A 14,210-nucleotide genomic window follows, 5' to 3' on the forward strand; every position below is an offset into this window, starting at 1 on the left:
GTCAGTGATTGCCGGATTGGCGCTTGCGATATTGCTCCGCCATCAAACTCACAAACCGCTGCGCGCCCAAACCTAGTGGTCGCTCCCGCGACCAGACCAGATCAATCCACAGCTCCTCGCCATTGGTGAAGTTTTCAATGGGCAATTCCACCAGCATGCGGCCATTCAGATAGGGCTGCACACATGCGCGTGGCAGCCAGGCCCAGCCCAGTTCCGCCAGTACCAGCTGTAGCGCTACTTCGGGCTGATCGACCCGCCAGTAATGTTCGGATGCGATACAGAATTTATCGCTGGCGGATGGCTTATCGGCCTGGCTGCGGCTACCCACCATCACCTGCCGCACCGGGCGCAATTGATTGTCGTTGATGGTGCCTGCGGCAGAAACTTCCTGTAGCAGGGGATGGGTGCGGGCGATAACAGCGACCAGCGTTTCGCGGCCCACTTCCTGAAAGTTCTCGCGCCCATCGGCCGCCGGGCGCTCAAACACCAGCGCGAGTTGCGCATTGCCCATGTGCAGTAATTGCAGCGCGTCGGTCTGTGGGGCGGTGATGATCTGGGTCTCCAGCAGCGGATATTCTTGCGCGAGTATTCGCAGCGGTTCAATCCAGGGCGTGGCCTGCAACTCCGGTGCAATCACCAGCGTCAAGCGCGCCTCCAAACCCTGACTTAATTCCAACGCCTGGGTATTCAGCTGCTGCAACTGGCTGATCAACAAGCGCGCTTGCGGTTCCAATGCGCGCGCCAGCGCCGTAGGTTTGGGTTCGCGCCCGCGGCGATCAAACAACTCCAGCGCCAACTCCGCCTCCAAATTGGCAATCGCCATACTTACTGCGGAAGGCACCCGCCCCAACTGGCGCGCGGCAGCAGAGAAAGACCCACTATCCAGTACGGCCAAAAACACGCTGATCGTCTCGGAATTAAATGCCCCGTTCATCGCCATTACACCTTTATCTGTCAGTAAAACTGATAGTAGCCAACTTTTTCTATCATCACAAAGCATAGAAACTGACTGCAATGTGTTGAGTAACAGATAACAACCTAGAGGTAGATATGCAGGGCATAAAACGGCGGGTGGTTTACGTCGGCTTGTACGAATTGGTGGCGATTATGCTTTCAGCCCTATTGCTGGAGTGGATAACCGGTGCTGGCGCCACGCACTCGGTGGGTATAGCAGTGGCGGCATCGGCCGTGGCGATTGGTTGGAACCTGATATTCAACTACCTTTTTGAACGCTGGGAACAGCGGCGTGGAAACTGTGGTCGCAGTATCGGCATACGCCTGTTACATGCGCTGGGCTTTGAAGGTGGCTTGGTGATTTTTCTTGTACCGATTATCGCGCTCTGGCTGGACGTCAGTTTGCTGGAAGCGCTGCTCATGGACTTGGGTTTATTGGCCTTTTTCCTGGTATACACCTTTGTCTTTAACTGGGTGTTTGATGGGGTATTTGGTCTGCCGGTTCGCCAGCAGACCAACTGTTGTGCCTAGGGTATCGTGTCGGCACATACTGATTTATAAATATCGGCAATAAACGGCGACTAGTTCGCTCGAAAAATAATTCCCGCCAGGCGCGATAAACAGTGCTGCGACAAATACCATTTCACCACCCAGTGCCCAATCCGAGCACTTACTTAAGACACCCCATGAAGGTGGCCCCGGTGTCGTTGCACTGCCGCAGTTGATGTTTACCTTTCCCCAAGGGCGTGATTAATTCAGCCCTTGACGCCTGCCCTGTGGTTATCAGCCGATGTTGATAACCACACTGCCCTGTTTATGACCGCCATCCACATAGGCATGGGCCTCGGCAATCTGCGCCAATGGGTAAGTGCGATCAATCACCGGTTGCAAGATACCCGCATCGGCCAGCGCCGCCAGTTCTGCCAGATCGCTGGCGCGTTCGGCGCAGGGCCCGGCGATCACCCGTTCGCGCTCCCAGAGTGGTAAATAGAGCGATTGCAACATTTGCGGCAGGGTCGCACTGACTGCGAGCAACCTGCCACCGGGTGCCAGTGCACGGCAACTTTCGGCCCAGGGCGCATTGCCCTGGGTATCCATAATCACGTCATAGCGCTCGCCACTGCGGGTGAAGTCTTCGCGCTGGTAATCCACTACCTCGTCCGCACCCAAGCGGCGTACCAGGTCGCGTTTGCTGTCGCTGCAGACCGCCGTGATGCGCGCGCCGTAGTGGCGGGCGAGCTGCAGGGCGGCGCAACCCACTGCGCCACTGGCACCATTAATCAGGATGCTTTCACCCGCCTGCAGCTGGCCGCGGCGCAAAAAATCCAGGGCGGTGGTGCCACCAAACACCAGGGTCGCAGCCTGGTTAAAATCCAGCTGCACCGGTTTATGGGCGATGGCGCCATTGGCATCCAAACAGACATATTCGGCATGGGCGCCCATGGTCAGACCGGTGAGGGCGATAATCGCATCACCTGAGTTAAAACGACTGACCTCACTGCCTACCGCCACCACAGTACCCGCCAGATCAACGCCAAGAATGGGTCGGCGCGGCGCGCGCATACCAAATACCAGCAGCGAGATCAGTCCAAACCCGAGTGGCATCCGCAGGCTGCGCAGGCGCACATCGGCGGAATTGACACAGCTGGCGTGGACTTTCACCAAGAGTTGGTTGGCCTTGGGCCGGGGCTGTTCCACCTCGGCCAACTGTACAACGCCGGGGGCACCATAGCGGGTATAAACGGCGGCTTTCATTGCATATTCCAGGTAGAGGCTATGGCGCGAGTATAGGTCGCCGGACTGGCGCTAAATGTAACTAACTGTAGGTGCTAGCCAAATATATCCAACTGCCCGGTACCGGTTTTGGCGGCAGGCGGAATGCTCAGCGGTTTGCGAAACTGGCTGCAATCCAGCTGCACAAAACGCCCGCTTTTGTTCAGGCCATAGCGTTTGAGTGCCTTGGCAAAACGCTGGCGGATCATATCTGCCCACAGCCCTTCGCCGCGCATACGGGTGGCGAAGTTGGCGTCGTAATCCTTGCCGCCGCGCATATCGCGAATGCGATTCATCACCCGCTGCGCCCGTTCGGGGAAGTGGGTTTGCAGCCATTGCTGGAACAGCGGGTTTACCTCCCAGGGTAGGCGTAGCACGGTGTAGCCAGCGGCGGTTGCGCCCGCACTGGCTGCCGCTTGCATCACCTTTTCCAGCTCCTGTTCAGTGATAAACGGAATCACCGGCGCCACACTCACCAGTACCGGAATGCCCGCCTGCGCCAGTTTTTCAATGGTTTGTAAACGCCGTGTGGGCGATGCGGCGCGCGGTTCAAGGGTGCGCGCAATGTGGTGATCAAGCGTAGTGATGGTGACCGCGGCGGCAATCAGGTTGTTGTCGGCCATAGGTTTGAGCAAATCCAGATCCCGCTCAATCAGTGCTGATTTGGTGATTATCCCCACCGGATGCCGGCATTCATCTAATACCTCCAGACACTGGCGGGTGATGCGCAACGCCCGTTCCACCGGCTGATATGCATCGGTATTAATGCCCAGCGCAATCGGGCTGGCCTGATACTGGTGATGGGCGAGTTCGCGGCGCAGCAATTCCGGCGCGTTGGTTTTGGCGTAGAGCCGGGTCTCAAAATCCAGCCCCGGCGACAGCCCTAAATAGGCGTGGGTGGGGCGCGCAAAACAGTAGACACAACCGTGTTCGCAGCCGCGATAGGGGTTAAGCGACACACTAAACGGCAAATCCGGCGACTGGTTGCGGCTGAGAATCGTCTTGGCGAGTTCGGCTGTGACACTGGTGTTGAGCGCGGGGTTGATATCGGTATCGTCGCTGTAAGCGGCCCAGCCGTCATCGACGGTTTCAATCAGTTGGGTTTCAAAGCGCCCCGCCATATTGCTCACCGCGCCCCGCCCTTTAATCGCCTGCAAGGGTTTTTCGATCCAGGGGGCGGGGTCGCTAAACTCCGGATAATCGTTGGTCATGGCCGCACCTCAAATACTGTATAAATAAACAGTAATCTTGAGCGCGAATTGGCGCTTTGGCAAGCCTTGGCGATTCGTTAGTCGCCTTTGATTTAACAAAAATGATTTCCCCTGCAACCTTTTCAAGCATTGCCCGTAAGTTCCTCCGACAACCAAATCCCAGGAGGAATTACCATGAACCCGCTTACTCGCACATCTTATCGCGCCTTGTTAATCGCGCTTTCCTGCACTGCCCTACTCAGCGCCTGTGGTGGCGGAGGCGGTAGCGGTGGAGGTGGTGGCTATTCATCCACGCCCGGCAGCACGGCCTACTCCAGTGTGGTCGCCAGTTCCATCGCACCCAGTAGTACACCGGCCAGTTCGGTCGCGCCCAGCAGTACGCCTTTATCCAGCGAACCTGCATCCAGTGCGCCGGCTTCAAGCTCGGTAGTATCCAGTTCAGCGTCATCCAGCTCGGTGGCACCGGCATTGGTACCGCCCGTGGTATTAATCGATAGCCAGCTCAATAGTGCCGATGGCGATTATTTTGTCGCAAGCGGTGAGGTGTTGGTGGGCATGCCCGAGGATTCCGGCAACACCAGTTTTGTCGCGCAGCTACAAAATCGCACTGGTTTTAGCCTCTACACCTTTGCCAATGACACCGCCGGCGTGTCCAACTGCAGCGGTACTTGCCTGGCCAATTGGCCGCCACTGTTAGCCAACCCGGGCGATCAAGCCAGCGCACCCTATTCGATTATTGAGCGCAGCATGGGCACCGCGGGCCCGGCATTGCAGTGGGCCTACCAAGGCCAACCCTTGTACTTTTTTATTGGTGATACCAATGCGGGTGAAACCACTGGCAAAGCCATCCCCAACTGGTTGCTTGCACGGCCAATGCCTACCCGGATTGTTGCCAACGCCACCCTCGGTAGTCATCTTGCGGCAGCGGGCAGTGTGAAATTGGCAGTGCCGGTTGACGGCGTTGAACAAACCAGCACCGCCGAGCGCAACGGGTTTACGCTCTATACCTTCGATAATGACACCGCTGGTGTCAGCAATTGTTCCGGCACCTGCCTCACCAATTGGCCAGCGTTAATGGCTCACGCCGGTGCCGTTGCCACCGCACCCTACAGTTTGGTGCAGCGCGCCAGCGGCGAAATGCAGTGGGCACTGAACGGCATGCCGCTCTACTTTTTTGCGGGCGATACCCAAGCCGGTCAAACCAATGGTGAAGCAATCGGCAATAACTGGTTTGTGGCGCGCACGCCTCCCGTTGCAGTGAATAATCACCCCACCAAAAACCGCTTGCTGGTTGCTCACGGCAATATCATCACTGCAGCTGGTGCGGCAGATAATTCCCGCCTCGATTTCACCCTCTACACCTTTGACGACGATACCCCCGGTGTCACTACCTGCTTTGGCGCTTGCCTCGCTGCCTGGCCTGCACTTTATGCACCGGCGGATGCACAAGCCTTTGGCGATTTCACCGTGATCACGCGCGATGAAACTTCCAAACAATGGGCTTACAAGGGTTTACCGCTCTACTTCTTTGTCGGCGATAACGCACCCGGTGATGTCACCGGCGAATACACCGATTGGACTATCGCGCGGCCATAAAAAATCGGGCACTGCAAATTTTGCAGTGCCCGTTTTGCTTTTTAGGCTACGACGCAATTAATAAAAAGAGGAGCAGACAAGATCATGAAATTATTATTTTTTGCACTGGCAATCGCGGTGTTAACCGCCTGCGGCGCTGGTTCCGGGGAAGGGTTAAATGAACAGGGGCTGCCCAGCACCAGTAGCAGCGGAAGTAGCAGTAGCGCAGCTGATGATGGGGTTACGCTGGCACAATTACAGCAAACCATTTTTGGTGCGATTTGCACCAACTGCCATACCGGCGCTAATGCCCCGCGCGGTTTGCGTTTGGATTCGGAGGAAAATTCCTACGCATTTTTAGTCAATCGCAGCGCTGATGAAATCCCCACCCTGATGCGTGTTAATCCCGGCAACCCAGATGACAGTTATTTAGTAAAAAAATTGGAAGGTGCTGCCGATATTGTTGGCGCGCGTATGCCACTGGGTGGGCCCTTTTTATCGCAAACACAAATTGATCAAGTGCGCAGCTGGATCGCCAATGGCGCCCCGCGGATTGGCAGCGGTGCCGCCACTACCAAAGTAGCGCGCGCCAGTACCCAAAAAACCAATAACCAAATCACCGTGGAATTACTGTTTAGCCGTGCGCTGCAATTTGAATCCATTGCGCCGGAGAGCATTTCTATTTTTTATCACACGCTGAGCGAACGTCAGGCGGTGGAAGATTTTTCGCTGCTGCTTAACGATCAAACACTTTATCTAACCCTTAACAATATTCCTGCACAGGCGCTTCAGGTGGAAGTAATTATTCACGACCGCGAATTGCAGCAACTGCTCGATCACCAGTATCAAGTCGTCGATGGTGATGCCGATGAAATTCAGGGTGGAGGTTATCGCTATGTTTATGCACTGTAAAAAAATTATCGCTGCAGGTGCCGCGCTGTTGTTGTGCCTGTTGGCAAATACAGCCGCTGCAGAACCCTATCTGGCGGTGAAAAATAATGTGCAATGTTCCGCCTGCCATACCAACCCGGCGGGTGGTGGTGCACGCACAACCTATGGCGCCTGGTATGGTACGCATCAGCTACCGCAAACGGCGGGCAGCCTGAATTTATTTGATGCGGGAAAGTTGGGTGAAACACTGCGTATCGGCGCAGACCTGCGCACTAACTATTACCAATCAGATCGCGATGAAGGTGAAGACGCGCGCGGTTTTGAAACCCAATCCGGCCAGCTCTATGTGGTATTGCAACCCAAAGACTCGCGCTTTGCTCTCTACATCGATGAACAAATTGCTCCCGGCGGTGCGCTGAATCGCGAAGCGTTTATTCTTACCAAATTAAATGGCCAGCACTTTTTAAAAGCGGGCCGCATTATGTTGCCCTATGGAATTCGATTGGAGGACGACAGCGCTTTTATCCGTCAGGCCAGCGGTTTCAATTTTGATACCGGCGATAACGGTGTAGAGCTGGGGCTGCAGTACAGCAAAACCCTGTTTAATTTTGCCATTAGCAATGGCAGCAGCGGGCTCAACAATGACGATAAAAATTTGCAGTTTTTATCGCGCGCTGAATACCTGGGCAGCAATTGGCGAATTGGTGCAACCGCGTTATATAACGATGCCGAAGCCGGTGCGCGCACCCAAGCGAATGTGTTTGGTGGATTTGTCTGGCAAGGTTTTGTGTTTCTCGCCGAGGCAGATTTAATTAAAGATGAATCCATCGAAAACATTCCCGGCGAATATCAACAGCAGCGTGTAGGTTTGCTGGAGTTGAACCGTGAAATCAGCAAGGGTTATAACGTCAAACTCACCACCGAGTTTTTAGATCCGGACACCAATATCGATGAAAACCACCGCGTGCGGCACTCATTGTTATTGGAGTACACACCCTTTGCCAACTTGCAAATTCGCGGCGGCCTGCGCCAAGGCGATGACATTCCCCAGCGCGCTACAGGGAATTATCTGGATATGTTTGCGCAGTTGCATTTTTATTATTGATGGAAATAGTTAGAGCTGGATTCCTGCGCACGCAGGTATCCAGTTTTAAACTAATTACAAATTAAACGCGTAATCCAAATAGACTTTGCGCACTGAACCTGAACCAGTTTCAGGTTCAAAATTGGCGAGGCGCAGTGAAATGCTGTGTTTGCGGTTGGGTTTGTAGACAAAATCCAAATCCAATTCGCGGCCGATGTTATTGCCCGCCACATCATCTTTAAAAAAGTGATAGGAGGTTTCTACCCGCAGGGGTGAGGCGCGCCATAATAAGCCGAGTGAAAAATTGCGCACGCCGCTATTGGGCGTGTTGCCTATTTCATCGGCCCAGCCTTCAAAATCGTGATTGGAACCCAACGGGGTAATAAACGCCGCGCCATTATTTGCACCGAGAATTTCGTAACGCGTGCTCAATTCCCAGCTGTTAAACCCGAAGCCGAGATCGAGCAAATAATAAGGCAAGTTTTCCGCATGGAGTTCAAAGCGATTTTGTTGCGCGGCTTCAATTTGCACGCGGTATTTTATGCGGCGGGCTTTGTAGTTAAGGTTGTAGCTCACACCAACCGTATTATTGGATGCGCTGGGCATGTCCCGGTTGTCGATGCGGTAGGCATAACCTACCACGCGGGTGTAGTCCCACTCATTCCATTCGAGCCGGGTGAGATGGCTATGGTGTTGGTGATCGCCAAAAAACGCGCTGTCTGGTGAGCTATTGCCGTTGCCGTTGCCGTTGCCGTTGCCGTTGCCGTTGCCGTAATCGTGTTCGGGTTGCGAATTTTTTCCATCAGCATCCTCACCAAAAATACGGTTGGCATTGGCGATATAGCTGTAGGTAAAGTTTGAATTGCTGGCGAGTTTAAATTTGCCCAGTAGTGCATCAAAGGTTTGTTCGTTTTGCCAAAAACCATTGCCGCCAATAAAACGCTGGTTGTCAAAATTAATACGCTGGCGACCGAGATGAATTGCGGCAGCGTCCAGGTTTAGTGATAAAAAAACCTGATTAAGATCGATGCCATCGGGGTCGGGAATTAAGGGCTGGTTATTAAAGCGCGCACCGTCGCTGTGATCATTTTTAAAGGCAGTGCCGACAGCGTCCACTTCCACCATTGAATGAAAAATATCACTCCACTCTGATGCCACCGAACCACGCAATAATAGGGATGCTGCTTGGCCGGAATTGTCAGCATCGACATGGGCGTAACGCGCGCGGCTGCCCCACTCCCATTCATGTTCACCGCTTGCCACTGCACAGGGCGCTACACTGATTGCCAGTAAACTTGCTGCTAATAATCTCACGCTGTTACCTGCCTTTTATTATTGCCAGTCTTCCGCATTGCCATCGTGTAAAAACGTCACGCCAGTGAGTTTATCCATTTCTTCATAGAGTGGGTCGGGCATGGGGTTTTGTCGTGCGTCCATATATTTCAGCGCAGGTAAGTGATAAATATCCACATGCTCTACTGCATTATTAAACATGTAAATTTTTTCCAGCGCGGGTAAATCCCGATAGGTGAACTGCAGCAGTTTATTGTCGTTAATTTTTAGCAGTTTGAGTGTGGGTAGCGCGTTTAAGTCCAGCGCTGTCATTTTATTGCCAAAAATATATAACTCTTCCAGCGCCGGTAATTCGCCCAGGGTTACGTGGGTAATTTTATTTTTAGCGAGGTTGATATGGCGCAGCAGCGGCAATTTTTCCAGCGTTGCATCGGTCAGTTGGTTGTTGTAGAGCGATAATTTTTGCAGCTGGGTAAAGTGTTCGATGCCAGCAAGTGAGGTGATTTTTTTGGAGTGGCATTCAATCGCGGTAATATCGGCAAGGTTTTGCCAATTTTTTTTTGCCGCCAATGCCGCGACGCAATTTTTAAAGTTGGCATCTGTTAACGGCAAATCCAGCGCGTGACTACACGCGCTGGAGAAGGTGAATAACAAAGCTAACAATAGTTTCCGGGTCATGTGTTTTTTAGACATAGCAGCGCGCCGCAGGCAGGGAAGATAGGGCGCATTATATGGCCTTATCCACCTGCGCGAGGAGAACACAGACACCTTTTGCCAGCACGATTTCACTCGGCTCATCCAGCGGTGAACCACCTACATCCTCCTCCGTCAGAATCAGGTGCGAGGCGTCTTTAATCAAACGCCAATGGGCGACGGATAAGGGCAGCTGTTGGATATCGGTTTGCGCAAATACCCCGAGCGGCCGGATTTGCCCATCGCGTTTGGAAATCGCCCAGAGTTGCAGGTTTTTATCCTCCGCAATTTCCACGGCCTCCCATTTCAACCACAGCTGCGCGCCGCCGGTGGCGGTGAGTACGGTCAGCTGCGCCGCGCCCGTTTCATTAGTCAGCACCGCGACATAATCGGCATTGGGTTGCTGCATGAATTGTTGCAGCGGGTCGCGGGCGATTAACAGCCAGAGGCATACCGCGAGCATGACACTCGCAAAACCGGAGATACTCGGCCAGAGCCAGCTAAAACGCGGTGCTGTGCGCACCGGTGTTGGCTGCTGTAAGCGCGCTTCAATAGCGCGCCAGACTTCCGGTTCGGGGGTGATGCCCGTCTCGTGATCGCTCAGGCTCATGAGTTCTTCTTCCCAAAAGCTGACGTGGGTTTGCAAGGCGCTATCGTCGCGCAGGCGCGCTTCAAACTGCTGACGTTCAGCCCCGCGTAACACCCCCGAGACATAATCAAACGCGAGCAGTTTGTCGTCTAACGGTGAGTGTGGTGTTTTGCTTCCAGACATAGTTTTAACCTTTCGGCGCCGCGATGGAGCCAGGATTTAACGGTGTTGCTATTGGTGGCGAACTGTTCCGCAATCTGCTCGCGGGTATAGCCATACAAATAGGCTAGCTCAATACTGTGTTTGATCTTGTCGCCCAGGGTGGTCAGGCACTGGTGCAGGTGAAAGCGCAATTGACCCGCTGCGGCACTGGTTTCCGGTTCATCGCCACCGGGCAGTTCGTTCAAATCCTCATGCCAGTGATCCAGTTTGCGGTTGATACGCACTTCCTTATCCAGCCGATCCAGGGCCCGGTAGCGCACGATACTGGCCATCCAGGTCAGTGGTCGCGCGAGCTGCGGCCGGTAACTGGAAGCGTTGTTCCAAATTTGCAAAAACGCCTCCTGTAATACCTCATTGCCCAGTTCCCGCGACTGCAAAATGCGTTGGGCGACGGCGTTCAAATAGGGGCTGACCCGCTCAAACAACTGCTTGAGCGCGGCCTGGTCGCGCAGGGCGCAGCGGGCGATGAGGTTGATGAGCTCCTCGTCCTGATGTGGGGTGGTGTCAGTCATGCGGGATTGCATCCTCAATTATTGTGCTTAATCCCAACTACGGGTTTGCGGCGGAAAAGTTGCAGCTAACTTAATACAATTTATCGTCATACCTGCGAACGCAGGTATCCAGCTCCCCTGCAAACTACCTTATAGATCCCCGCGTGCGTGGGCATGACCTTAAATACTTATCACCACTTCAGGTTTTCTGCGCAAACTGATGCACGGGAGTGCCTTTTTTTAGCAAAGATGAGGCTGTGGTAGGTCGGGTGAAAGTTTACTGCCACGTCGGTTACTCACCCTCAGCGTTACTCATTATGCCTCTAATAATTAACGATAAAGGTACTCGCTATGTTCTCTATTAATCGCTATACCGGCGTGCTCTTTGCGCTCGCCACCCTGATCGGCGTTAGCATTACCAGCGCCGCCACTGCCAAGCCTTACAAGGCGGCGGAAATCTACTCCAAGCAAACCTACAAATACGGCCGCTATGAGATGCGCATGCGCGTCGCCAAAGGCAGCGGGGTATTGTCTACTTTTTTCACCTACAAAAACGGTTCGGAGCAGCCGGGCACTTTTTGGGAAGAGATCGATATCGAGATCTTCGGCAAAAACAACGCTACCCAGTGGCAGAGCAATGTGATTATTGGCACCAATCGCCCCACCACCAAAACCGAAGGGGTACACACCATGCCCTATTCGCTGGGCGATGGTTACAACACCTATGTGCTGGAGTGGACCCCCAGTTACATCGCCTGGTTTGTCAACGGCACGCAAGTGCGCCGCATCAATGGTGGCCAGTTTGTGACCAGCCTGACCAGCCCGCAAGACCTGCGTTTTAACCTCTGGGCGGCCAATATTGCCGAGTGGGTCGGCCCTTGGAATGACAGCATCCTGCCGGTGTACCAGTTTGTGAATTACATCGAATACAAACCCTGGAATGCCTCTACCAATAGTTTTGGCACGGGTTGGCGCGACGACTTCAACAGTTTCGATACCAACCGCTGGAACAAAGCCAACTGGACTTTTGGCGAAAACCTGGCGGATTTTGACCCCAATAACGTCGTCGTTAAAAACGGCATTTTGGTATTGGCCCTGACCCGCGAAGGCCAGACCGGTTATACCGGTACACCGCCGGCCGATGGCGGCACTGGCGGTGGAAGTGGCAGCAGTAGCAGCGCCCCCGCTACCTCTATCACTATTCAGGCGGAAAACTTTAACGAAGTCGGCGGCAGCGTGACTGTATCGGGCGGCACCGTGGGTTATATCGATGCCGGTGAATGGTTCAAATACAACAATGTGAATATCCCGCAAACCGGGACTTACAAGGTTGAATACCGTGTCGCCTCGGCGCTCACCACCGCGCAGTTCACGCTGGATCGCAACGGCGTAGGCTTAGGCACCATTAGCGTGCCCAATACCGGCGGTTGGGGTACTTATCAAACCATCTCCCACAATATTTACCTGACCGCCGGGGTACAGAGTTTGGCGATTTACGCCAACAGCGGTGGGTTTAATATCGATTGGCTCAAGCTTACTAAAATCTAGGTTTTCTCCCCTCGGGGTTGGCGTGCCGCTGCTGGTTGCCAACCCCTTTTTTGTCTTGATGAGGTCTGTGTTATGTGTCGTTTCTTCTGTGCATTGTTAACTGTAACGGTGGCGATAATGGCGAATCTTGCCAGTGCCAAAGCTTACAAAGGTGCGGAAATCTACTCCAATGACAGCGTTTTGTACGGCCGTTTTGAAATGCGTATGCAGGTAGCGAAGGGAAGCGGGATTTTATCCACCTTCTTTACCTACAAAAATGGTTCGGAAGTGGGTAATACCTTTTGGGAGGAAATCGACATTGAGGTCTTTGGCAAAAACAACGCCACCGAGTGGCAGAGCAATATTATTCTGGGCAGCTCGCGCCCCACGCTTCATGTTGAGCAGGTGCACAGCCTGACGCAATCTCTGGGCGATGCTTATCACACCTATGTGCTGGAGTGGACGCCGGATTATGTCGCCTGGTTTCTGGACGGGGTGGAAGTGCGCCGCATTACCGGCACCAGCACCGTGACCAGCCTGACCAATGCGCAAAGCCTGCGTTTTAACCTCTGGTCGTCGGAATCGGCGGAGTGGGTTGGCCCCTGGGACCCCAGCATTCTGCCGGTATACCAATTTATTAATTACATCGATTACCAAGCCTACAACGCCACCACCAAAACCTTTGAAGGCGGTTGGCGCGACGACTTTAACAGCTTTGATAGCAGCCGCTGGGGCAAGGCGAACTGGAGTTTTGATACCAACCGGGTGGATTTTGCACCGGAAAATGTGGTGGTAAAAGACGGCATTCTGGTGCTGGCGATGACCACCGACGCGGCGCTGGGTTTCAGCGGTACACCGCCAGCGGATAACGAGGTGGTCAGCAGCTCCAGTGCACCTGCCAGCAGTAGTTCCGTTGCCAGCAGCAGTCTCGCCCAGAGCAGTGTGGCGCAAAGCAGCAGTTCGGAAACGAGTGCCGCGCAGAGCAGCGAAGCTGCCAGTTCAACGGCGCTGTCGTCGTCATCGGCTGCCGCAATCAGTTCGGCTGCCGCCAGTTCCAACGCGGCGACGGGCAGTAATTCTGGTAGTGGAGGCGGCGGTGCGATGCATGGCCTGTGGTTGGCCATGCTCGCCGGGTTGTTGCTGCTGCGGTTATTAATCCAGATAGGCCGGGCGCGGCGCATTCATATTGCGCTTTAAGTTCAGCGTCATTTCATCCGCTAATACTTCCTCTTCACCCGCCTCCAAACCCTCGAAGGTGCGCTGCACTATCAGCGCCGCGGGGGTTTTGGGCGCATCAATTTTGGCCGTCATGTCGGTATCCACATAACCCATATGCAGCGCCATCACCTGGGTATTCTGCCCGCGCAATTCCAGGCGCAAGCTGTTGGTCAGCGCCCAGGCGGCCGATTTACTCGCCGAATAAGGTGAAAACTCCACCGGCGCGTACCAACTCACCAGCGACAACACATTGATAATCGCCCCGCCGCCATGACCGGCGAGCAGCGGCGCAAAGGCTTTGCACAGGCGCAGGGGGCCGTAAAAATTGGTGTCAAAGTGCTCGGCGCAACTGGCCTCGCTGTTATTGGCGAGAAAGCTGCCAAAACGGGCGACACCGGCATTGTTGATCAACAGGGTGACATCGGGGCATTGTGCGGCGATGCGCGCGACATCATCGTCGCTCGTGACATCCAGCTTGAGTTTGATGACCCCGTCGAGTGGGATAGAGTGCGGGTCGCGGGCGGTGGCGTACACCTTGCGGGCACCGCGCGCCAGGGCGGCGCGGGCAAATTCCAATCCAATACCGCGATTGGCTCCGGTGATTAATACAACTGCATCTTTGATGTTCATCGTCTAATTCCTTAACGTTGCTTTGATGGTAACCGGCTCGATTGTAGCGGGCTTAACTG

14 protein-coding genes are annotated in these 14,210 nt (G+C 54.2%); 6 read left to right on the forward strand and 8 right to left on the reverse strand.

Annotated features, from left to right (window positions below; translation table 11 throughout):
• Position 1 precedes the first annotated feature (1 nt).
• Complete coding sequence (locus NNX04_RS14760; protein WP_261946277.1) at positions 2–934, reverse strand: LysR family transcriptional regulator; 933 nt, start codon at positions 932–934, stop codon at positions 2–4.
• Positions 935–1,050: 116 nt separating this feature from the next.
• Here NNX04_RS14760 and NNX04_RS14765 point away from each other — a divergent pair, with 116 nt between their 5' ends.
• On the forward strand, positions 1,051–1,485 hold the full coding sequence (locus tag NNX04_RS14765) for a PACE efflux transporter (RefSeq protein WP_261946278.1): 435 nt from the start codon (positions 1,051–1,053) through the stop codon (positions 1,483–1,485).
• A gap of 252 nt (positions 1,486–1,737) precedes the next feature.
• Here the strand turns inward: NNX04_RS14765 and NNX04_RS14770 are convergent, their stop codons facing one another.
• Positions 1,738–2,709 (reverse strand): NAD(P)-dependent alcohol dehydrogenase, encoded by a 972-nt coding sequence (locus tag NNX04_RS14770; protein ID WP_261946279.1) that lies wholly within the window; start codon positions 2,707–2,709, stop codon positions 1,738–1,740.
• Positions 2,710–2,783: 74 nt separating this feature from the next.
• The gene (locus NNX04_RS14775) at positions 2,784–3,938 is read right to left on the reverse strand and encodes a PA0069 family radical SAM protein (RefSeq protein ID WP_007639034.1); all 1,155 of its coding nucleotides are present in this window, start codon (positions 3,936–3,938) and stop codon (positions 2,784–2,786) included.
• A 174-nt stretch (positions 3,939–4,112) separates the two neighbouring features.
• Here NNX04_RS14775 and NNX04_RS14780 point away from each other — a divergent pair, with 174 nt between their 5' ends.
• The 3 genes from NNX04_RS14780 to NNX04_RS14790 all read left to right on the forward strand — a co-directional run bounded on the left by NNX04_RS14780 (position 4,113) and on the right by NNX04_RS14790 (position 7,509).
• Entirely contained in the window at positions 4,113–5,534 is a 1,422-nt protein-coding gene (locus tag NNX04_RS14780; RefSeq protein ID WP_007639032.1) for a lipoprotein, read from the forward strand.
• Positions 5,535–5,618: 84 nt separating this feature from the next.
• On the forward strand, positions 5,619–6,425 hold the full coding sequence (locus NNX04_RS14785) for a hypothetical protein (RefSeq protein ID WP_261946280.1): 807 nt from the start codon (positions 5,619–5,621) through the stop codon (positions 6,423–6,425).
• Entirely contained in the window at positions 6,409–7,509 is a 1,101-nt protein-coding gene (locus NNX04_RS14790; RefSeq protein WP_261946281.1) for a hypothetical protein, read from the forward strand. The genes NNX04_RS14785 and NNX04_RS14790 overlap by 17 nt, the downstream gene beginning before the upstream one ends.
• A 54-nt stretch (positions 7,510–7,563) precedes the next feature.
• Here the strand turns inward: NNX04_RS14790 and NNX04_RS14795 are convergent, their stop codons facing one another.
• From NNX04_RS14795 to NNX04_RS14810, 4 genes are read right to left on the reverse strand one after another with little or no spacing between them, the layout of a single operon-like run.
• A complete protein-coding gene (locus NNX04_RS14795; protein ID WP_261946282.1) occupies positions 7,564–8,802 on the reverse strand; it encodes an alginate export family protein in 1,239 nt (412 codons plus the stop codon).
• Between the two features lie 18 nt (positions 8,803–8,820).
• Positions 8,821–9,474, reverse strand: a complete 654-nt coding sequence (locus NNX04_RS14800) for a leucine-rich repeat domain-containing protein (RefSeq protein ID WP_261946283.1) — start codon at positions 9,472–9,474, stop codon at positions 8,821–8,823.
• A gap of 34 nt (positions 9,475–9,508) precedes the next feature.
• Positions 9,509–10,246 carry an anti-sigma factor gene (locus NNX04_RS14805; RefSeq protein WP_007639025.1) on the reverse strand — a complete coding sequence of 246 codons (738 nt, stop codon included), beginning with the start codon at positions 10,244–10,246 and terminating at the stop codon, positions 9,509–9,511.
• Positions 10,213–10,797, reverse strand: a complete 585-nt coding sequence (locus tag NNX04_RS14810) for an RNA polymerase sigma factor (protein ID WP_007639024.1) — start codon at positions 10,795–10,797, stop codon at positions 10,213–10,215. The genes NNX04_RS14805 and NNX04_RS14810 overlap by 34 nt, the downstream gene beginning before the upstream one ends.
• A gap of 330 nt (positions 10,798–11,127) precedes the next feature.
• On the opposite strand from NNX04_RS14810, the gene NNX04_RS14815 reads away from it, so the two are divergent.
• Both NNX04_RS14815 and NNX04_RS14820 read left to right on the forward strand, forming a co-directional pair.
• The gene (locus tag NNX04_RS14815; RefSeq protein WP_151055333.1) at positions 11,128–12,324 is read left to right on the forward strand and encodes a carbohydrate-binding protein; all 1,197 of its coding nucleotides are present in this window, start codon (positions 11,128–11,130) and stop codon (positions 12,322–12,324) included.
• Between the two features lie 117 nt (positions 12,325–12,441).
• Positions 12,442–13,500: a family 16 glycosylhydrolase gene (locus tag NNX04_RS14820; RefSeq protein WP_261946284.1), complete on the forward strand. Its 1,059-nt coding sequence runs from the start codon at positions 12,442–12,444 to the stop codon at positions 13,498–13,500.
• Here the strand turns inward: NNX04_RS14820 and NNX04_RS14825 are convergent.
• Positions 13,456–14,151 carry an SDR family oxidoreductase gene (locus tag NNX04_RS14825; protein ID WP_007639020.1) on the reverse strand — a complete coding sequence of 232 codons (696 nt, stop codon included), beginning with the start codon at positions 14,149–14,151 and terminating at the stop codon, positions 13,456–13,458. The genes NNX04_RS14820 and NNX04_RS14825 overlap by 45 nt on opposite strands.
• Positions 14,152–14,210: the final 59 nt, after the last annotated feature.

The sequence above is a fragment of the Cellvibrio sp. QJXJ genome, assembly GCF_024452345.1.
Classification (GTDB): Bacteria; Pseudomonadota; Gammaproteobacteria; order Pseudomonadales; family Cellvibrionaceae; genus Cellvibrio.

Excerpts from the sequence above, each read along its gene's own strand:
- NNX04_RS14760 (WP_261946277.1), bottom strand. The coding sequence starts at position 934 with ATGAACGGGGCATTTAATTCCGAGACGATCAGCGTGTTTTTGGCCGTA.
- NNX04_RS14765 (WP_261946278.1), top strand. The coding sequence starts at position 1,051 with ATGCAGGGCATAAAACGGCGGGTGGTTTACGTCGGCTTGTACGAATTG.
- NNX04_RS14770 (WP_261946279.1), bottom strand. The coding sequence starts at position 2,709 with ATGAAAGCCGCCGTTTATACCCGCTATGGTGCCCCCGGCGTTGTACAG.
- NNX04_RS14775 (WP_007639034.1), bottom strand. The coding sequence starts at position 3,938 with ATGACCAACGATTATCCGGAGTTTAGCGACCCCGCCCCCTGGATCGAA.
- NNX04_RS14780 (WP_007639032.1), top strand. The coding sequence starts at position 4,113 with ATGAACCCGCTTACTCGCACATCTTATCGCGCCTTGTTAATCGCGCTT.
- NNX04_RS14785 (WP_261946280.1), top strand. The coding sequence starts at position 5,619 with ATGAAATTATTATTTTTTGCACTGGCAATCGCGGTGTTAACCGCCTGC.
- NNX04_RS14790 (WP_261946281.1), top strand. The coding sequence starts at position 6,409 with ATGTTTATGCACTGTAAAAAAATTATCGCTGCAGGTGCCGCGCTGTTG.
- NNX04_RS14800 (WP_261946283.1), bottom strand. The coding sequence starts at position 9,474 with ATGTCTAAAAAACACATGACCCGGAAACTATTGTTAGCTTTGTTATTC.
- NNX04_RS14805 (WP_007639025.1), bottom strand. The coding sequence starts at position 10,246 with ATGTCTGGAAGCAAAACACCACACTCACCGTTAGACGACAAACTGCTC.
- NNX04_RS14810 (WP_007639024.1), bottom strand. The coding sequence starts at position 10,797 with ATGACTGACACCACCCCACATCAGGACGAGGAGCTCATCAACCTCATC.
- NNX04_RS14815 (WP_151055333.1), top strand. The coding sequence starts at position 11,128 with ATGTTCTCTATTAATCGCTATACCGGCGTGCTCTTTGCGCTCGCCACC.
- NNX04_RS14820 (WP_261946284.1), top strand. The coding sequence starts at position 12,442 with ATGGCGAATCTTGCCAGTGCCAAAGCTTACAAAGGTGCGGAAATCTAC.
- NNX04_RS14825 (WP_007639020.1), bottom strand. The coding sequence starts at position 14,151 with ATGAACATCAAAGATGCAGTTGTATTAATCACCGGAGCCAATCGCGGT.